At 53.9% G+C, this 18,330-nt stretch carries 22 protein-coding genes and 1 tRNA gene; 14 read left to right on the top strand and 9 right to left on the bottom strand.

The features are described 5' to 3' along the window. Positions 1 to 41: 41 nt before the first annotated feature. Entirely contained in the window at positions 42 to 284 is a 243-nt protein-coding gene (locus DF283_RS00895) for a hypothetical protein (protein ID WP_303672701.1), read from the bottom strand. 308 nt (positions 285 to 592) lie between these two features. Between DF283_RS00895 and DF283_RS00900 the strand changes: the two genes are divergently transcribed. Beyond that, entirely contained in the window at positions 593 to 985 is a 393-nt protein-coding gene (locus DF283_RS00900) for a hypothetical protein (RefSeq protein ID WP_303672702.1), read from the top strand. 74 nt (positions 986 to 1,059) lie between these two features. Here the strand turns inward: DF283_RS00900 and DF283_RS00905 are convergent, their stop codons facing one another. The 4 genes from DF283_RS00905 to DF283_RS00920 all read right to left on the bottom strand — a co-directional run bounded on the left by DF283_RS00905 (position 1,060) and on the right by DF283_RS00920 (position 3,880). After that, positions 1,060 to 1,902 carry a flagellin N-terminal helical domain-containing protein gene (locus DF283_RS00905; protein ID WP_303672703.1) on the bottom strand — a complete coding sequence of 281 codons (843 nt, stop codon included), beginning with the start codon at positions 1,900 to 1,902 and terminating at the stop codon, positions 1,060 to 1,062. 70 nt (positions 1,903 to 1,972) lie between these two features. Continuing rightward, complete coding sequence (locus DF283_RS00910) at positions 1,973 to 2,206, bottom strand: hypothetical protein (protein ID WP_303672704.1); 234 nt, start codon at positions 2,204 to 2,206, stop codon at positions 1,973 to 1,975. A 517-nt stretch (positions 2,207 to 2,723) separates the two neighbouring features. Further along, a complete protein-coding gene (locus DF283_RS00915; RefSeq protein ID WP_303672705.1) occupies positions 2,724 to 2,915 on the bottom strand; it encodes a hypothetical protein in 192 nt (63 codons plus the stop codon). Positions 2,916 to 3,007: 92 nt separating this feature from the next. Next, positions 3,008 to 3,880 carry a flagellin N-terminal helical domain-containing protein gene (locus DF283_RS00920; RefSeq protein ID WP_303672706.1) on the bottom strand — a complete coding sequence of 291 codons (873 nt, stop codon included), beginning with the start codon at positions 3,878 to 3,880 and terminating at the stop codon, positions 3,008 to 3,010. Positions 3,881 to 4,151: 271 nt separating this feature from the next. Between DF283_RS00920 and DF283_RS00925 the strand changes: the two genes are divergently transcribed. Both DF283_RS00925 and DF283_RS00930 read left to right on the top strand, forming a co-directional pair. Continuing rightward, a complete protein-coding gene (locus DF283_RS00925; protein ID WP_303672707.1) occupies positions 4,152 to 5,480 on the top strand; it encodes a UDP-glucose dehydrogenase family protein in 1,329 nt (442 codons plus the stop codon). Positions 5,481 to 5,593: 113 nt separating this feature from the next. Continuing rightward, a complete protein-coding gene (locus DF283_RS00930) occupies positions 5,594 to 6,268 on the top strand; it encodes a hypothetical protein (RefSeq protein ID WP_303672708.1) in 675 nt (224 codons plus the stop codon). 26 nt (positions 6,269 to 6,294) lie between these two features. Here DF283_RS00930 and DF283_RS00935 read toward each other — a convergent pair whose 3' ends face one another. Next, on the bottom strand, positions 6,295 to 6,687 hold the full coding sequence (locus DF283_RS00935; RefSeq protein ID WP_303672709.1) for a hypothetical protein: 393 nt from the start codon (positions 6,685 to 6,687) through the stop codon (positions 6,295 to 6,297). Positions 6,688 to 6,778: 91 nt separating this feature from the next. Here DF283_RS00935 and DF283_RS00940 point away from each other — a divergent pair. Together DF283_RS00940 and DF283_RS00945 are read left to right on the top strand one after the other, a co-directional pair. Then, positions 6,779 to 6,852, top strand: a tRNA-Met gene (locus DF283_RS00940). Between the two features lie 118 nt (positions 6,853 to 6,970). After that, positions 6,971 to 7,240 (top strand): hypothetical protein, encoded by a 270-nt coding sequence (locus DF283_RS00945; protein WP_303672710.1) that lies wholly within the window; start codon positions 6,971 to 6,973, stop codon positions 7,238 to 7,240. Positions 7,241 to 7,260: 20 nt separating this feature from the next. Here the strand turns inward: DF283_RS00945 and DF283_RS00950 are convergent, their stop codons facing one another. From DF283_RS00950 to DF283_RS00960, 3 genes are all read right to left on the bottom strand, one after another. After that, entirely contained in the window at positions 7,261 to 8,241 is a 981-nt protein-coding gene (locus DF283_RS00950; protein ID WP_303672711.1) for a tetratricopeptide repeat protein, read from the bottom strand. Positions 8,242 to 8,283: 42 nt separating this feature from the next. Next, entirely contained in the window at positions 8,284 to 8,874 is a 591-nt protein-coding gene (lptC, locus tag DF283_RS00955; RefSeq protein WP_303672712.1) for an LPS export ABC transporter periplasmic protein LptC, read from the bottom strand. Between the two features lie 121 nt (positions 8,875 to 8,995). Then, positions 8,996 to 9,838 (bottom strand): hypothetical protein, encoded by an 843-nt coding sequence (locus DF283_RS00960; RefSeq protein ID WP_303672713.1) that lies wholly within the window; start codon positions 9,836 to 9,838, stop codon positions 8,996 to 8,998. Between the two features lie 440 nt (positions 9,839 to 10,278). On the opposite strand from DF283_RS00960, the gene DF283_RS00965 reads away from it, so the two are divergent. From DF283_RS00965 to trpA, 9 genes are all read left to right on the top strand, one after another. Next, a complete protein-coding gene (locus DF283_RS00965) occupies positions 10,279 to 10,725 on the top strand; it encodes a hypothetical protein (protein ID WP_303672714.1) in 447 nt (148 codons plus the stop codon). Positions 10,726 to 10,954: 229 nt separating this feature from the next. Then, positions 10,955 to 11,389, top strand: coding sequence for a ferritin-like domain-containing protein (locus tag DF283_RS00970; protein ID WP_303672715.1), 435 nt, complete (start codon positions 10,955 to 10,957; stop codon positions 11,387 to 11,389). A 368-nt stretch (positions 11,390 to 11,757) separates the two neighbouring features. Next, a complete protein-coding gene (locus DF283_RS00975) occupies positions 11,758 to 13,224 on the top strand; it encodes an anthranilate synthase component I family protein (RefSeq protein ID WP_303672716.1) in 1,467 nt (488 codons plus the stop codon). Continuing rightward, the gene (locus DF283_RS00980; RefSeq protein WP_303672717.1) at positions 13,193 to 13,795 is read left to right on the top strand and encodes an anthranilate synthase component II; all 603 of its coding nucleotides are present in this window, start codon (positions 13,193 to 13,195) and stop codon (positions 13,793 to 13,795) included. The genes DF283_RS00975 and DF283_RS00980 overlap by 32 nt, the downstream gene beginning before the upstream one ends. Then, the gene (gene trpD, locus DF283_RS00985; protein WP_303672718.1) at positions 13,789 to 14,793 is read left to right on the top strand and encodes an anthranilate phosphoribosyltransferase; all 1,005 of its coding nucleotides are present in this window, start codon (positions 13,789 to 13,791) and stop codon (positions 14,791 to 14,793) included. Before DF283_RS00980 ends, trpD begins: the two co-directional genes overlap by 7 nt. Continuing rightward, complete coding sequence (locus DF283_RS00990; RefSeq protein WP_303672719.1) at positions 14,774 to 15,583, top strand: indole-3-glycerol phosphate synthase TrpC; 810 nt, start codon at positions 14,774 to 14,776, stop codon at positions 15,581 to 15,583. The genes trpD and DF283_RS00990 overlap by 20 nt, the downstream gene beginning before the upstream one ends. Then, positions 15,580 to 16,302, top strand: coding sequence for a phosphoribosylanthranilate isomerase (locus DF283_RS00995; protein ID WP_303672720.1), 723 nt, complete (start codon positions 15,580 to 15,582; stop codon positions 16,300 to 16,302). The genes DF283_RS00990 and DF283_RS00995 overlap by 4 nt, the downstream gene beginning before the upstream one ends. Further along, positions 16,290 to 17,477 carry a tryptophan synthase subunit beta gene (gene trpB / locus DF283_RS01000; protein ID WP_303672721.1) on the top strand — a complete coding sequence of 396 codons (1,188 nt, stop codon included), beginning with the start codon at positions 16,290 to 16,292 and terminating at the stop codon, positions 17,475 to 17,477. The genes DF283_RS00995 and trpB overlap by 13 nt, the downstream gene beginning before the upstream one ends. Further along, positions 17,464 to 18,291: a tryptophan synthase subunit alpha gene (trpA, locus tag DF283_RS01005; protein WP_303672722.1), complete on the top strand. Its 828-nt coding sequence runs from the start codon at positions 17,464 to 17,466 to the stop codon at positions 18,289 to 18,291. The genes trpB and trpA overlap by 14 nt, the downstream gene beginning before the upstream one ends. The last annotated feature ends 39 nt before the right edge of the window (positions 18,292 to 18,330 follow it).

The following is an 18,330-nucleotide window of genomic DNA, read 5'->3' on the forward strand; positions in this document are numbered from 1 at the left end:
ACCGATTTGCACTGGTTTTGATTCGTTTTCAAACGCAAAGGCTAGATGAACAGGGCGTGGCGTTCCAGGGCTTTGAGCGACTCATAGGACAATCCGGCTTCCGAGAGTTCTTCCGGCTCGATGTTGAAAAGCTCAATCAGGCGTAGGGCCTGAGGATGGACGTCCGACAGGGCCAACTGGTCTTGCACCTGGGCAATGGCCTGATTTCGACTCAGGCTCTGACCTTCTTGCAACATCCAGGGAGACGTCAACGATCGAATGCGTGTTTTTTGACTTTTTTTCATACTCAGCACAACTCAAGTAACGTCTGGGCTTGCGTCCCAGCGTCTCTTCATCCACAAAACTACCGTGTATTCAGCATAGAGATCTCCTCAGGCGATCTCAAGCGGCAAATATACTACAATGGATCCAAGCAGGACGGAAAAAGAGCGGTGGACAGCGGGATCAAGTAGGATCGATCGCATTGTTACCATTTAAACTTTTCTGTACTTTCTTCAAGTATTATGAACAGGGAAGCCCTTGCTCTATTTCTACCCCGTGGTGAAAAAGCAGGGAAGCCTGAGAATCGGTTGAGCGGTGAGGTATTGAGCGCATGGCAAAAGCAATTAATTGGCCCCTGGTCTTTCGGGAGGAAGTGATCGCCGAGGATTGCGACGCCTTGCGCATGGCCTGCCGTTTGGGCAGCTTGTACTACGAAAATCGCTATTGGGTGCCGGATGAGGTGGTGGACATTCGGGTGAATCACAAGAAAATTCGCAAGGCCAAGGTGGTGGGCGATTTGCGCCAGTGCGCCCTGAAAGATCTGACCGCTGAGGATTTTCAGCGGTTAAAGTCCACTTTAACAACGCAAGAAGCGTTGCGACAGTTTTTGTCCCAAACCTACGATCAGCCAGTGGATGCCGACACCCTGATCACCCTGGTGACCTATCAAAACCTGCCCGTGGTGCCGGAAGAGATCGAAGCCCCGGACGATCCTCATACTTAAGTTACCAATAAACCGCCGCTGGCCCAATAAAGACCAACGGCGGCCAAGAAAGAAACAGCCAGTCTAAAGCCCGATTATCCCGAGAGAAGCGACAGGGCAATGTTGGGGAAGGTATTGACCCGTGCCAGCGCGTAGGCCCCGGCCTGTTGCAGGATTTGCAATCGGGCCAAATTCGAGGACTCCGCGGCCACATCGGTATCCCGGATGGAGGACAGCGAGGCCGAAACATTGGTTTTGGCGATGCTCAGGTAATCCATTCGATCACTCAGCCGGTTTTGAAAGCCGCCGATGGTGGCCAGGTTGCTGGTCAGGGTATTAATGGCCGTATCCACCTGTCCCAACAGGGTGGTGGCGTTGGCCGTGGTGGACAGGGTGGTTTGGGTGATGTTCAGACCACTGGCCCCTGTGGTGTTATTGCTAAAGGCGGTTTTGATATCAATAGTGTCCCCACTATTGGGCCCCGCTTGGATGTTAAAGGCGGAACCCCCGGAGATCGAGCCATCCAGCAAGTTAAAATCGCCGTAGGTGGAACCGGAGGCAATGCTATTGATGGCCGCCAGTTCCGCCGTTAAACTGGCCTGATAAGCCGTGTACTGGGCGGAACTATTGGTACCATTGGCCGCCGCCACGGCAATTTCCCGGATGTTTTGCAAATGCTCGTTAATTTGCTGCAAGGCGCTGTCGGCGGTTTCCACCATGCTTAAGCCCTGTTGCAGGTTGGTGGTGGCCGCGTCATACCCCCGGATCTGGGTTTTCATGGTTTCAGCCAGCATCATCTGGGCAGCGCCATCGGCGGCCCGGTTCAGTTTATAGCCCGATGACAACCGCTCCAGACTTTTGTTCAACCGATTGTTGGTCAGGTTCATGTATCGGGCAATGTTTAATTCCAAGGCATTGCTATTCAAGGTAATGGCCATAAGGCGGGTTCCTCCTGCTCACTGTTGGGGTTGCTGTTCCTGCTAAACGGTTTGTCCTGATCAGACAAGCCTAGGCGGAACTATACGGTGAGCGATTGGCCCGAAGCGCTGCCTTGGCGGCAACATCGGCCAGATGAAGTGAAATCTGCTGGCTGCGCTGATTCTCCTGGGTCACTTGCGCCTGACTGTCGCTGTGCGGCAGACCCGACTGCTGCTTCCAACTGCTAAATGCGCCGTGATGGAGGGCAGTCGTAAAGGGACCAGCCTGATTAGAACGGGACTGAGGACTCGGCTGTTGTTGCATACCACGTCTCCTTACATTGTATGGGCTGTGTTAGAACCCGGCACCCCCGTCCTGAGAGTGCGATAGCCCGATGCTTGCCTGATGAACGTACCTGCTGATGAACGAATCACAAAAACCAGGGCGAACAGGGCGGGAAAACCAGAGCAGGCCAAATTCCCAGCCTTGATGATGTGAACAACAAATGTTCAATGTTAGAAGGTATCTGGTGTTCCCTGTATCCCTGATAACCCTGAGCCGGATAAAACGGGGCCGGAGGATTCCGCCTGCATTACCACCCTTTGGCGGGTGCCTGCGCTTCAATACGCTGATTTGGAATCACGGCTGTCGGTAGCGTTATCCGGGCTTGATGAAATTGTTTTTATCCACTAATGGCTATCGGCAACCTTGCTGACTGGCTGAAGGGTTTACAGGCAAACCGTTACATTTCTTGACATCGCCCCCCGCAAACACAAAACGCCAAAGCCCCGCCTGGTAAACAGCGGGGCTTTAAGCACCAGTTTAAATGAAACAGAATGGCTCAGGTTCGTTTTCGACCGGCCATGGCCAGCGCCACCCGGCAACTGGAGAGCGCCGCCTCAGAGGCAGCCCGATTCTCCATGATTACCTTTAAAGTCTGGCTGGAAACACCCGTGGGCAGGGCAGGCCCTCCCAGGCTGTTAATTTGTTGTATGGCGCTATCCGGCATAAACGTGATCGGGCTTTTGGGCATAGTCAGGGTCTCCTTGGTTGAAAGGGCAACACAAAATAATCCAAACAGGTTGGGGATAGTAAAAATTCAGTGGCTTAAACCGGAACGGGGCTTTATTGCCGCTGCAGCAGGCTGAGAATGAGTCGGGGGAGCTGGTTGGTTTGCGACAGCACCGTGGTGGCCGCCTCGGTCAGGATTTGCGACTGGGTCATCTGGGCCGTCTCCGCGGCAATGTCTACGTCTCGAATGCGGGAGTTGGAAGCGGAAAAGTTTTCCACCCCTTGCTCCAGGTTGCTGCTTACGCTTTCCAGATTGTTTTGAAACGAGCCGACTCTGGCCCGCTGGACGTTGAGCGCGCTCAGGGCAGCGTCCACATCGGTCAGAAAGCTGGTCGCCGCCGCACTGGAGCTTAAATCAATGGCCGCAATACTCAGGAAGGTGGCTGGCGCTGAACCCACAATGCCCAATCCATCGGAACTGGCATCGGTCAGGGCCGAACTGATATCCAGAACATTGGTGGCCGCATCCGAATTGGGCCCAATCTGAACCGGCGCGCTGGTGGTTGAGCCGTCCAGCAGGTTAATGCCATTGAGGTTGGTCGCTGCGGCGATGCGATCGATGTCGCTGAGCAATGACTTGATCTCGTTGCTGATGGATTGCCGGGCAACCGCGTCGTTGGTATCGTTGGCCGCCTGAATGGTCAATTCACGCACCCGTTGCAGGTTATCCCCGATAATACCCAGAGAGCCTTCCGCGGTTTGCAACACGCTGATGCCGTCCTGGGTATTGCGAGAGGCCTGATTCATCCGCCGGATGGAACTCATCAGATTTTCGGAAATGGTCAGCCCGGCTGCGTCATCGGCGGCCCGGTTGATGCGATACCCCGAGGAAAGGCGCTCCAGCGACTGCTTGAGCTTGGTGGAATTGGTCCCCAGCCGACGCTGGGCAATCAGCGAGGTAATATTAGTATTGGGCACTAAAGACATACGGCACGTTCTCCTTAACGTTTCCGCCATCGCCATTCCTTGGCGACAGTGTTTGGCAGGGTTGTTGATTTTGCTTTCGGTGGGGTCGGGTCAAAACTTGATAGCGACCGGCGGGGATTTCCTCCCAATGGATGACCCCAATGGCCCGAAAGGGCTTGGTGTCTTGATTACACCAGTATTTTTGGGCTCAAACCCCTTGAAGCGTCTAGTTTTATGGTAAAGTAGAGTGAGAGAGTTCACGTGATACTTGTAGGAAAGCGAGGGTTGGCCAGTGAAAATCGCCGTGATTGGGTCGGGCTATGTGGGAACCGTAACCGGAACGTGTCTGGCTGAAATGGGTCATCAGGTGGTTTGCGCCGATCTGAAAGAAGGCCGCATGCGGGATCTCCAGCAAGGCAAAGTCCACTTCTATGAAGAAGCACTGGAGCCCTTAATCCGGGGGAACCGGGAAGAAGGCCGCCTGGAATTTACCACCGATATCGTGCAAGCCGTCCGCAACTCCGAAGTGATTTTCCTGTGCATCGGCACCCCGCTGCTGCCCTCTGGCAAGCCGGATTTCAGCGCCCTGACGGCGGCGGTGAAAAGCATTGCCGAAGGCATCGACGGCTATCGCCTGATTATCGAGAAAAGCACCCTGCCCATTAAAACCGGGGAGTGGCTGCAATCCCTCTTACAGGAGCAGGTGCCCGAGGGCATTGAGTTTGACATTGCCGCCGTGCCCCAGTTCCTGCGGGAAGGCCATGCGGTCAACGACTTTATGCACCCCGATCGTATTATTGTGGGGGCCGAAAGCAAGCGGGCCATCGATACCATTGTGGAAATCTATCGCCCCCTGAATGCCCCCATCCTCATGACCGATACCAACAGCGCCGAGTTGATCAAGCACGCCACCAACGCCTTTTTGGCCACCAAAATCTCCTTTATCAACTCCATTGCCCAAATTTGTGAGAAAACCGGGGCCGACATCACCAGCGTGGCCCGGGGTCTGGGCCTGGATCGCCGCATCGGGCAAGAGTACCTGAACGCCGGTATTGGCTACGGCGGTATCTTTTTCCCCAAAGATCTCAACTCTCTCATTAATATCGCCGAAGAGTACCATTTGAACCTGGATCTGCTGAAGCAGGTGGACATCATCAACCGCTATCAGCGCATCAGCTTTATCGAGAAGATTGACGAGGCCCTGGGCAAGAACCTGTCTGGCAAAACCATTGCCATTTGGGGCATTGCCTACCGCCCGGATACCGATGACCTGCGAGACACCCCCAGCTTAACCATTGTGCGAGGGCTGGAAAAACGAGGAGCCAAAATCCGGGCCTACGATCCGCTGGCCATGGAGCCCGCCAAGGAACTGCTTCCCGATGTCACTTATTGTCAATCCGCTTACGAAGCGGCCCAAGGCGCCGACGCCATCGCCATCCTGACCGAGTGGGACGAGTTCGCCTACGTCAACTTCCTGCGCTTGCGCCAGGAAAGCGACTGCCGCCTGATCGTGGATGGCCGAAACCTTTTCAATCCGGAGCGGATGAAGAATCTGGGTTACCACTACGTCAGTATTGGTCGCCGCAAGGTCACCCCGGATAAAGTACCGGCCAAAGTTTAAGAAAAACACGGCAACAATATGCCCCAATTCATTTAAAATAGTGGACATTCGCTCTTAAGGAGATCCCCGGCGTGGCTCCTTGCGTTCCAGAATAGAGGCGTGGTTAGCGTTTTATGGCAAATTTACAAGATCAATCGCTGCAGGGTGGCCCTTTGCCTCGCAAAGTGGCCGATGTATGGCCGGGTAGCGTGTTTTATGAACCCAACGCGGTTAAGGCCATCCAGCAGAAAGTGGACATGCTGGCCGCCCACATGCAAAAGCAGTTGAGCGAGCATGAAGCGGCCATGCGAAACACCCATCAGGTCTTTGACTACCTGTTGCAGGACATGGAAAACTTTGTGGAATGCTTCCAATCCGCTTTTGAAGCCCGTCATCTGGAAGGAAAAGAAGCCCAGCTCCCGAGAATCCGCTCCCAAATGGATCCGGATCGCTCCGTGGGCATCCTGCAAATTCTGTGGCACGCCATCAGCTTTACCACACGGGGCAATACCAAGCCACTGGCCTTAAATCGACCGGGACGCCCGCCGGTTTTCACCGGGCGTATTATCGCCCTGAATGGGGATTTCCTGGACACCCGCAGCAACTTGCACGCCGCCTCCTTTTCGGAATTGATTCATCAGGAAATCGCTTCTTTATATATCCCGGCCGATCCCACCGCCCCAGCGGTGATGAGCATGAAGCACTTATCCGGGGAAGAAATCTACTTTCATCAGGCCGACGCCCCCCGCCGTTTTTTATTGAAGGTTGTGGAAATTGTGTGCGGCGGCGGCTTTTTCCACGAGCAATAACAAGCAAGCGGCTTCTCATTTTGGGCTTATGGCCCGGACTGAAGGGTCTTTTCAATCATTTTAGCAATGGAAGGGATGATTTTGGCCTGTAAGTCCTCGGGGCAGTCTCCCAGAAGCTGAATGGCCGAACTCAAGGTCTCGTGCATGTCATACCAACGGCGGTGCTGACGGTGATCGTCCCAGGAGCGCCGATAGGGCAAGGCACTGTCCAGGTCCTCGATGGCCACACTGCTGTGGTCCTTCAGGCTTTGGTCTTCCAGTTGATGCTCCACCACAATTTTAATAATATTCAGGGCCACCTGGGCCTGTTGCTTATCGGTGGCCTGATGCAATTGTCCCAGTGCCCGTTTCAGCACCGGATCATTGTCATACCAACGGTTCGCCGGATCGAGTCCGGGATCTTCCTTGGGGCTGCTCATGTTTCCTGGGGGTCTATATTAACAATATGGTTATTATAGCGGCCCCCTTGGTTGACAAGCACCCTCCATTCAACCCATAATAATCACCCATGGCATAGTAGCTCAGATGGCTAGAGCACGCGGTTCATACCCGCGGTGTCGCTGGTTCGATTCCAGCCTATGCCATTTTTTATTGGCCATTTTCAGGGTTTGGGTTGCGTGGTGGTTGCGCTTCTGGGGTTCAACCTTTATATATAAATATATAAATAAATACCGTCGGGAAAAGTGAAAGTGAGAAAGGCCGATGTCCGCCAGCCCATCATCATCGTTACCGCCCAACCTGCAGGTTTGTGTGCTGGTGTTTATGCGTTCTCTGGCCACCCCGCTGGTTTTATATGCCGATAACGCCACCCAGCTTTATGAGGAAATCAAGCAACTGATTAAAATGGCCAGTCCGACAACCCCCAAGCTGATTGAAAAGCAAGGGGCGGGCCCCCTGAAGAAAGTGGCCTTTCTGGATACGGAAATTTCCGGAGTGGCCCTGCAACTGGAACCCGTGTTCGGGCAGCGATAACCCGAGCCAGAGTGGCGGTTTTACTCCAGCATTTTTTTCTTGAGCAGGTCGATATGCTCTCGTATCTCCAGTTCTTCTTCCGCATCGGTACCGATTTTCAGGTACTGTTCAAACATTTCAATGGCCTCGGCATACCGACCCGTTTTCTGGTAGGCGTAGCCCAGGTTGTTGTAGGCATTGCCGTAGGCCGGGTCGATCTCGATGGCCTTTTGGTAGAACCCAATGGCGTCCGGCATTTCTTCCTGGCAGTAGTGGGCCAAACCCAACTGGTTATAAGCCTTGGCGTAATTCGGATCGATTTGAATGGCTTTCTGGCTGTACTGAATGGTCCCTTCCCAATCCCCCTTCTTGGCCAGAGAGATGGAGAGGTCGTAATTGGCCTCCAGATTGTTGGGGTCCAGTTCCAGCACTTTTTTAAAACTTTGAATGGCTTCCGTCAATTGAACGGCCTGATCCTGTAACTTGCCCAGAAAGAGGAACGCATTGATATTGGTCGCGTCGTAATCCGTGGCTTTTTGGAACGCCTCCATGGCCTCGGTCAACTTTTTGTCAGCCTCGTAAACCAGACCCAGTATGTAATGGCAATCCGCGTCCTCCGGGGCGATTTCAAGGGCCTTGCGGAGCAACGCCTCCGCTTGGGGATAAGCGCCGTCTTCGTATTCGATTAAGGCCAGGTTGTAAAGCGCTTCCAAATCATCGGCTGTAATGTCCAGCACACTTTCAAAACATTGCTTGGCATTGGCAGGGTTTTCCTGCTGCTGATAAATCAGGCCCAGGTTGTAGTGGGCCTCGGCAAAGTCCGGTTGCAGGGCGGTTGCCCGGGTAAAACAGTCAATGGCCCGGGTTAAATTGTTGTTTTGATAATAATCAATGCCTTTATTGTAGTACCAGGAGGCATTGCGCTGGCTGAAGCGAAGATAAACCACACCCCCACCCAAGGCCAAAAGACAGGCCAATCCACCTGCCACGATTAAAATCAGGTTCCAGGGAGCTGCGATCATGAAAAGATCCGTCGAAATGACGCAGATTTCGCGTTTTTATGACTACAGGGGACTGAGTGAAGAGTTCACTCCGCCCTCTAATTGAATATTAGAGAAATCCAGCGTAAATCGACACGTTTGGGCAGTGGATTTTCCTTGCGGAAATGTCAGTTCCGCTCCACCTTTTGCTGTAACCCAATCGGACTTGCCGCTCCAGGTCATGGTGGGCGCTTTCATTTGGCCGCCCTTGCCCCCGTTTTCCTGTTTTTGAGCCGAATTGGCAATCACGCCGCCACTCAGGGTCACCGTATTGTCCTTGGTCAGATAAAGACCCTCAGGTGCGGAAAACTGCAAGACCGGCTTTCCTTCGGCGTCATAAAATTCGCCCTTCACCTCTTTTAAAGTGGCCTGGGCCCTATTTTCACTGTAAACAGCATTCAGCGCCTCCAGTTTCCACTTTTTAACCTTGCCCTCAGTCACCGTAAAGGAGACATTTTGGCCGGTCATACTATCCTGCTTGTTTTGAGAGGCTTGTTGCTGGCGATGCAGGGCCTCCTCCTGCTTCAACTTCTGATCGGCATTCCAGATAGCCCAGCCTCCCCCCAGTACCAGGGCGGATAGAACAAAAATAACCAGTTTACGATAGGAATTCATGGCAAAAAGGCAATCACAAGGTTAGGGTGGGGACGCGTTGTGGCCCTGCCAAAACGGCAGGCCCGCAGGATATAGCTCATCATAGCAAAATAACAGGCTAAAATAACGGCAAACTATTCGCTCAAACCAGAACCCGCTCCCCGACCCCCATGACCCCGTCCCAGTGCCTCTGCGCGCACAGTTGAGAAAGCGCATGGCGAGCCTGACTCAACCCCGGCTGGAATAACAGGGACAGTTGCCCCTGCAAAAAGGCCATGGCACGTTCCAACCCGTCCAGACGGTGCCGTAATTCCCGCAAGTCCTGGGGCTGTCTTATCCAGCCCTGTTTCAAGCCAGCATCCACCACAGAAAGCACGGTCAGCTTATGAGTGACCCGGTGCAGTTTCAAAATATCCAGAACCGGCCAGTCCGGGCTGTGCAACTCAGCGCCCAAGGCTTCCAGCAAGGGCGGAGTCAGGGCCTGAAACACTTCTGGCCGGGCCTGCAGTGTCTGGATCAGCATTTGGGCAGCGACTTCCCGCTGGGGCTCAAAGTAACGAAAATCCGTCAACGGATTCAATAGCTCCAAAGCGGAAACACAGGGAAGCAGCGGACTTTCCAGCAGCGCCTGACACAGGTCGCTGCGGCGCCTGGAACCCCCGTCAGCCTCTTGATACAGCAGTTCTCCGTTGCGATACAACGACCAAACGGCCTGCTCTTGCCAGGATTCCGTTTCCCACACCAGCAGATAAAGCGCATCCTGATTTTCGTTCCAGCCCAGGGTCCATTGTCGGGCCTGATTATTGAACAGCATCCCAATGGGATCATCGTACTCCGGGCGCAAACGCTGCCAGCGGTTCTGCCGCAATTCAACCAGCAAAGCCTCGGCGGCTTCCGGCTGCAGGAGCGGACAGACTGACAACTGAACAGAAGGCGAGGGGGTAACCGGGGGCGTGAACGCTCTGGAAGCAAGAACCATCAACAACGAACTACTCAATCCATGCGATAACATCAGTGCGAAAATGGTATGAACCACTGCCACCCTATGAAACCCCCACAAGTTATTTTCTTGCTAGCAGCCATATACAAAGACGCGCCATGAAAAGGCCCCACAACCGTCCGCAAGCACTTCGGGCCCGTAAGCCCTGCGGGCGCTTCAAAGATTGCTTTGACCGAGACGGCTCCATCTGTTTACATTTTTTAACACTCCGCCTGCGACCCCATCTGCCAGCACAAGACCCCGCCACGCCTTGAACAGGGCCTTCTCCCGGTTTAAAGCACAGGGCAGCCCGGCGCAGAAAAATAAAGATAGGACATTTCTCCTGTTCCAAACTTGCGTTGAGTTGTTTTATTAGTGCAGATGGTCACGAAACCAGCATCTATACCACACGCAACACCTGTAACAACTCTGGGAGATTTCATATTATGCCTGAGCTAAGTCGTCTTGAATCCGCTGCTTACAACCTTGTTCCAGAGCGTGTCCGCAAAGCAGCGGAGTCAGCAACGCGATTAACGGATACCAAAGTGGGACGCCATGTCATGGATGTGGCGGATACGCTGGTCACTCAGCAGGTGAAGAATAAAAAAGACGGGCTGCTGATGAACGGCATACAGATGGTGTCCCCCCGGCTGTACGATGGCTTGGGTCTGACCGACGGGAAGATCCTGCACCTGCCCATCGCCCTGCTGTTCCCAAAGCAGTATAAGGCGGCCCGCTTGTCCAAAGAGGCCAGCGGCAACGGAAAACTGGGCGTAGTGGAGCTGGCTGGCAGCTTGTTGGCCCCCAATGTAACCAAGTGGCTGCAAGTGGCACGATTGGTACAGCAAGGCAAAATACAGATTTCGCCTCAAAGTTTCAACGTCATGAACTAGAGCTTTCCCTGCAGCATTAAAGCCCGAGTCGTTCCAGAAGAGCCACTCGGGCTTTTTGCGTGCGACTTTAGCATTTTAGCCAGACCTTATACTTTAGAAAACCCGATAACCCCGATTCTAATGGTTTACGCAAATTCATTTGGAGATGGCACCACTCTCCGGTAAGATCAACATCAATCGAATCGGGTCATTATTCTCAACACATTAAAAGACAACAAGGAGAGAGCCAATGGCGGAGTATACATTCGACATTCCCAAAGTCGTGGACACCCTGAACCGCATTGTGGAAATGGAATTGGCCGGTGTGGTGCGTTATACCCACTACTCGTTTATGGTTTTTGGCCCCAACCGTATTCCCATCACCTCCTGGCTCAAAAGTCAGGCCAGTGAATCCTTACTGCACGCCCAGGAAAGCGGCGAGCTGATCACCCACTTGGGAGAACACCCCTCTCTGGGCATTGGCCAACTGCTGGAAACCCACAAGCACGATATCTTCAGCATTCTGGAAGAATCCCTGACCCATGAATCCAGACAAATGCAGCTTTATCAAGAACTGCTGGATTTGGTGAAGGACAAATCCGTGATGTTTGAAGAGTTCGCCCGCCGCATGGTGGCCGAAGAGGAAAGCCACATCGGAGAAGTCCGCAAAATGATGCGCAAGTAACCAGCGCCTTCCTTTGCAACACCTCGTCTCAAAGCGTCTGCCCCTCGATGGGTGGACGCTTTTGACTAGGATTGACGGGCCTCGCAAATAATCGCTTGACAAAGCAGGCCCACGAGCGGCTATGATAGTAGCTCAACGTCAATAACGACCCAGTAATTTTCATGCTTTCAACCGAAACACAACCAACCCAATTGCAGCAGTGGTGGTGGAGCCAACCGCTCACTGGCCTGTCGGGCTGGATTGATTACCCTTGAACGCATTGCTCGTAATTGACTCCAGATTTCCAGAAAGCAGGCCCCCGGGTCTGTTTTTTCGTTTTTAGCCTTGAATTTTAGCTTGAAATCAAACGCATTGGAGCCCCTGCCGTTATGCCCCTGACCATTCAAAGTTACCTGTCGGACACCGAGACGCCCGTGTCCCTATTTCACCGCCTGCAATCGGCCTTTCCCCTGATGTTTCTGCTGGAAAGTACCGACGGGGACCGGCAGGTGGGCCGCTTCTCCATCATCGGACTGGATGCCGTGCTGAGTTTTCGCTTGAAAAACGGGGCGGCCATTATCCAGAATCACCGGGAAGGCACCGAGCGGCTGGAAACCTGCACCGACCCCATGGGCCGCTTGCGGGCCCTGCAACAGGAAACCTTGCCCCCGCTGGAAACGCTGCCCCCCGAATATAGCGATTTGCCCCTGACCGCCGGGTGGGTAGGGTATTTGGGCTATGGCACCACCCAGTATTTTGAGCGGATTCCTCAACCCGCCGAGGACGTATTGAAAGTGCCCGATGTGTACATGGGCCTGTACGATTCGGTGATTATTTTCGATCACCTGTATCGGCGGATTCACCTGGTCTCTCACCGGGAAGCCGCAGAAACCCACCGGCTGTTCCAGACCGTTCAGCAGGCCCTGAACCAGCAAACTCAGGAACTCCACTTGCTCACCCTGCCCCAACTCTGTGATGAGCAGGTTTTTGACACCGTCCAGTACGCCACCCCCAAAGCCGATTTTATGAAGGCCATCCATCAGGCCAAGCAGTGGATTGTGGAAGGGCAAATTTTCCAGATTGTGCTGGCCCAGCGCTTCTCGTTACCGGTACAGTGCCGCCCGCTGGATATTTACCGCACGGTGACCGCCATCAATCCCTCTCCTTACGCCTATTACCTCAAATTCCCGGAGTTCGTTTATCTGGGGTCCTCCCCGGAGACCTTTGTGCGCTGCCGTAACGGGCAAGTAACGCTGAAAGCCTTGGCCGGCACCCGCCCCCGGGGCAAGTCGGAAGCGGATGACATCAGTTTGGCTGAAGAGCTGCGGGCCTGCCGCAAGGAAATGGCCGAGCATCGCATGCTGGTGGACCTGGGCCGTAACGATTTAGGGCGCATTTGCCAACCGGGCAGCATTGCGGTGGGAGAAATCGCCCAAATCCTCCGATACACCCATGTCATGCACCTCGCTACAGAAATCACCGGCAAGCTCCGGGAGGGCTTGAGCGGCTATGATGCCCTGAGAAGTTGCTTCCCTCGAGGCACCGTGAGTGGCGCTCCCAAAATTCGGGCCATGCAGTTGCTGGCCAAGCTGGAACCGGAGCAGCGGGGCGTTTATTCTGGAATGGTGGGTTACATCGACGCCAGTGGGAACGCCGATGGGGCCATCGCCATTCGCTCCGCCCTCATTCAGGAGAATACGGCTCACATTCAGGCCGGAGCTGGCATTGTGCATCACTCCGTGCCGGAATCCGAATACGAAGAAACCCGCAACAAGGCCAAAAGCATGATTAAAGCCATTCTGATGGCGGAAAGGATGGACGCCGATGCCCGCAGCGCAACCCGTCGTGATTATTGATAATTACGACTCCTTCACCTTTAATTTGTATCAAATGCTGCAAGCGGAAACGGACGCCCCGGTGGAAGTCTACCGGAACGATGGCATCGATTTCCAAACCTTACTGGCTAAAAAACCACAGCGCATCATCCTGTCCCCCGGCCCCGGCCACCCGGCGGAACCCTCGGATTTTGGCATTTGCGCCGAGATTATCCAAAAGCAAGCGGAACTGAAGTGCCCGGTGCTGGGCGTCTGTCTGGGCCATCAGGGCATGGCCCATTATTTGGGGGGTGGAGTCATTGCCGCCCCTGAAATCGTCCACGGGGAAAGCCGCCCCATGCGCCAGGTGGTTGCCAGTCCCTTGTTTGAGGGGCTTCCGTCCACCTTTGAGGCCATGCGCTATCACTCCCTGTTGGTGGATGAAACGACCCTGCCTGCAGATTTGGAAATTACCGTCCGCGATGCCGAAAGTAACATTCCCATGGCCATGCGGCACCGTACCCAGCCCTTGTACGGCATTCAGTTTCACCCGGAATCCATTGGCACCCCGCAGGGCCAGCAGATTTTAAGGAATTTTCTAGCCCAATGCTAAGCCGTGATCAACTGCGCCAGCTCATTCATCTGGAATACAGCGAAGCGGAAACGCTGGATTTACTGGGCCAACTGACCCCGGATCACATTACCCCCGCCCTGTTTTCCGATGCCTTGGCCTGCCTGCAGGAAACCGCCCTTCCTTTGGCTGTACCATCCGTACCGGTGATGGATTGCTGCGGTACTGGCGGCAGCGGATTGCCCCACTTTAATACCTCTACCACGGTGGCCTTTATTTTGGCGGCAGCGGGCATCCCAGTGGTGAAGTTCGGGAATCGGGGCTTTAGCAGCGCCAGCGGCAGTTTTGATCTGTTGGCTCAACTAGGCTTTTCGGAGCGGATGGACTTGCATCGCATCCCGGAAGTGTTGGCCCAATGCGGTCTGGTTTTTCTGTTCGCCCCGCAATGTTATCCACAATTGGCCGGGTTTAACCAGTTGCGTCGTACCTTGAAAACCCGCACCCTGTTTAATTTTTTGGGCCCCTTGCTCAATCCGGTGAAACCCGCCTATCGGCTGCTGGGCGTTTCCCACCCCGGTATGCAACAACGCATGGCCGATTATTTAATCAGCACCGGTACCTGTGAGCGGGGTTGGATCGTAAATGCCGAATCCGGTTTGGATGAACTGGATATCCACGGCAACACGCAGGTACTGCAACTGGAGCAAAATCGCGTTTCTGAAATCACTCTTTCCCCGTCTGATTTTTCAGCTAATTTCTCGTCTGATGCGCTGTCTAAAAATAGCCACCATGAATTGCCACCCAACGCGCATCGTCCTACGGAGAATTTGAAAATTTTTATGCGACTGCTTCAAGGGGACGATGATCAATCGCCGTATTATGACATGGTATGCCTGAATGCCGGTGCGGGCTTGCTCATCGCCCAAAAAACTCCCACGCTGAAGGAAGGCATTCAGGAAGCCAAACAGATTTTAAAAAGCGGAAAAGCATTACACACGCTGGAACAATGCCGGAGGGTCAATGAACAGTTTGCCTGCTGATAACGTCCTAGGCACCATCGTGGCCCACAAGCTTGAAGAAGTGGCGAACCGAAAAAAACACCGGCCACTCAACCAATGGATGAATCAAGTACGGGCCTTTCCCCAGCCACATGCCCTGGAGCGGGCCATTCAACCCATTCACAACGCAACCCAAAAACCGGCCTACATTTTGGAAATCAAACCAGCATCTCCTTCTGCCGGGGTGCTTCAGGAAACGCTGGATTTAGCGTCCATATTGCCCATTTATGCACAATACGGCGTGGCCATATCTGTTTTAACCGATGCCCACTATTTTGGAGGCAGTTTAGAATTGCTGCAATCGGTTAGCCATCAAGTCACCCTTCCCACCCTTTGCAAGGATTTTATTATCGATCCCTATCAAGTCTATGAAGCCAGGCATGCCGGGGCGCAGGCGGTTTTACTAATCGTGAAGTCATTGAGCGATTCGCACCTGGCGGAACTCAATGAGCTGGTTTTAACACTGGGCATGACCCCACTGATTGAAGTACAGGATGCCGAAGAAGTGCGCCGAGCGCTGGAAATCAACCCTTCTATTCTGCTCATCAACAACCGTAATCTACAGACGTTAGAAATGGATCTGTCCACCACGGAGCGCTTATCCCCACGGATTCCAGAGGGCATTCTCAAAATCTCAGCCAGTGGCATTCAGAACAAAGCCGATATTGTGAGATTGCAGTCCCACTGCGATGGCTTCTTAATCGGCTCCGCACTCATGCGGGAACCCACCCCAGAAGCACTGATCCAAAAACTGCAGGCGTTATTGGCATGATCGCACCCCGAATTAAAATTTGCGGGATCACCAACCCGACCGATGCCATGGCCGCCGCTCAGGCAAGCGCCGATTGGTTGGGACTCATTTTTGTGCCCAACACCCCTCGCTTTGTCCCGCTGGAATCGGCCAAAGAAATGATGAGGCAGCTACGAGTGACACATCCGAAGGTAGAGGTGGTGGGCGTTTTTCAGAATCAATCGCTGCCTGAAATTGAGCATTACCTTCAAATCCTGAATCTGGATCGGGTGCAATTGCATGGCCAGGAAAGCCCGGACTTCTGCGCTCAGATTTCGGTCCCTGTGGTTAAAACCCTGCTACTCCATCCAGAACTGCCACAACGATCCGAACTGGAAATCTCTGCGCTCCACCGTCAAGCGGCTGCTTTTTTGGAAATTCCTCAAGTGCAAACCCTGCTCTTGGATCTGCCCAAAGGCAGCGGCAGTTCCAGCGTTTTGGATATGGCTCGTTCAGACGCTGATACCGAAACATTGCGCGCTTTCTTATCCGATTTTCCGTGTCTGCTGGCCGGTGGCTTAACCCCGGATAATATTCAGCAAGCCTTGCAAACCTTCCAGCCCGCTGGGGTCGATGTGGCCTCCGGGGTGGAGCAAGGGCCCGGACAAAAAGACATCGATCAAATAAAGCGTTTTTGTCACAGCGTAAAAAATTTCAAACCCCAACCCAATCATGGAGAAAACGCATCATGCAATCCCTAGGCTTTTTTGGCTCCTTCGGGGGCGTTTACGTGCCGGAACTGTTAGTACCTGCGCTGGAAGAAGTGGAAAGCGCCTTTTTAGAGGCCAGTCAGGACGCTGACTTTTTAAAGGAATATCATCATTTACTGAAGCACTACGCCGGACGTCCCACCCCGCTGTATGAGGCGAAAAATCTTTCCAAACGCTATGGCGCCCGCATCTTTTTAAAGCGGGAAGACTTGCTGCACGGCGGCGCTCACAAAACCAACAATGCCATTGGACAAGCATTATTGGCAAAACGTATGGGCAAAACGAGGATTATCGCCGAAACTGGGGCGGGGCAGCACGGGGTGGCCACGGCTATGGCCGGGGCCCTGCTGGGCATCCCCACAGAAATTTATATGGGCGCCGTGGATATGGAGCGTCAGCAGCCCAACGTGTTTCGTATGAAATTATTGGGGGCCACCGTGCATGCGGTGGAGGTGGGTTCCAAAACCCTGAAAGATGCCATTAATGAAGCCATGCGGGATTGGGTCAGCAACCTGCAAGACACTTATTACCTGCTGGGCACCGCCGCCGGACCGCACCCCTATCCCACGCTGGTTCGCTTTTTTCAACAAATTATCGGGGAAGAAGCGCATCAACAAATTCTGGAACAAGCGGGCCGGTTGCCCGATCAAGTGGTGGCCTGTGTGGGCGGAGGCTCCAATGCCATCGGGATTTTTCAGGGCTTCCGCAATAGCAGCGTTCAACTGGTCGGGGTAGAGCCCGCCGGATTGGGCCTAGAGACCGAGCATCATGGGGCGGTATTGGCCAAAGGCACCCCCGGCTGTTTGCACGGCATGAAGAGTTTGGCCTTGCAGGATAAAGACGGTCAGGTGCGAGAAACCTACAGCATTTCCGCCGGACTGGACTACCCCTTGGTGGGCCCGGAACACGCCCACCTGCAAAACACTGGGGAGGCCGTTTATGCTTCTGCCACGGACGCGGAGGCCTTGGCCGCCTTCCATACGCTGGCCGAAACCGAGGGCATTTTGCCCGCACTGGAATCCTGCCATGCGCTGGCCTATGCCCAAACGCTGGCCGTTCAGGGAACGCCGGAGCAGATTATCTTGATCAATCTCTCCGGTCGAGGCGATAAAGATTTACACCAAGTCATGGCCCAGCAGGAGGGAGCCCCGCATGTCCACGCTTAAACAAGCCCAAACTCAGTCTCGTTATGACGATTTGTTCGCCCGCCTGAAACAGGAAAAACGCCACGCCCTAATCCCCTTTACTTTGCTGGGATGGCCCACACCTCAACGGTGTCTGGAGAGCGTGGATGCCTTTGTGGCCGGTGGGGCCAGCGCCTTGGAGCTGGGGCTGGCGTTTAGCGATCCGGTGGCCGATGGGCCACTCATTCAGCAAGCGGGCCGAACGGTTCTGGAAGCAGGCTTTGATGTGGATCAGACCTTGGGTTTGCTGAAACAAATTCGGCAAAAATATCCGCACATTCCGATTAGTTTATTGGTGTATTACAACCTGGTACTGGTTCGGGGCATTGATCGCTTTTGCCGGGATATTACCGAAGCGGGCGCCGATGGCTTGCTGATTGCTGATTTACCGGTGGAAGGCATCGCCGAAATCAAACCCGCGCTGGATCAGCATGGCTTGCAGCTCACCTCCATTATTTCCACCCGCACCAGCGCGGAGCGTTTGCCCAAAATTGCGGCCCAATCCGGTGGTTTTTTATACGCCGTTTCCCGTCTTGGCATTACCGGGGTGGAAGAACGCTACGATCAATCGCTGGGCCATTTATTGGCGCAGGCGCGCCAGTGTTCCGACTTACCTGTGTGCGTGGGTTTTGGCATCTCCAAACGAGAGCATGTGGAAACCATGATTCGCTTGGGGGCCGATGGAGTCATTGTGGGGTCCGCGGTCATGGCCAAAATACAGGAACTCGGGCCGGAGGATTCCATAGAACCCATTCAGCGTTATCTTCAAACGTTGTCCACTCCAATCATCCCATGATTTAAAGTTTGAACCATAAAAACGAAAAAGCAGGCCAGT

Source organism: Vampirovibrio chlorellavorus, from assembly GCF_003149375.1.
GTDB classification, from domain to species: Bacteria; Cyanobacteriota; Vampirovibrionia; order Vampirovibrionales; family Vampirovibrionaceae; genus Vampirovibrio; species Vampirovibrio chlorellavorus_B.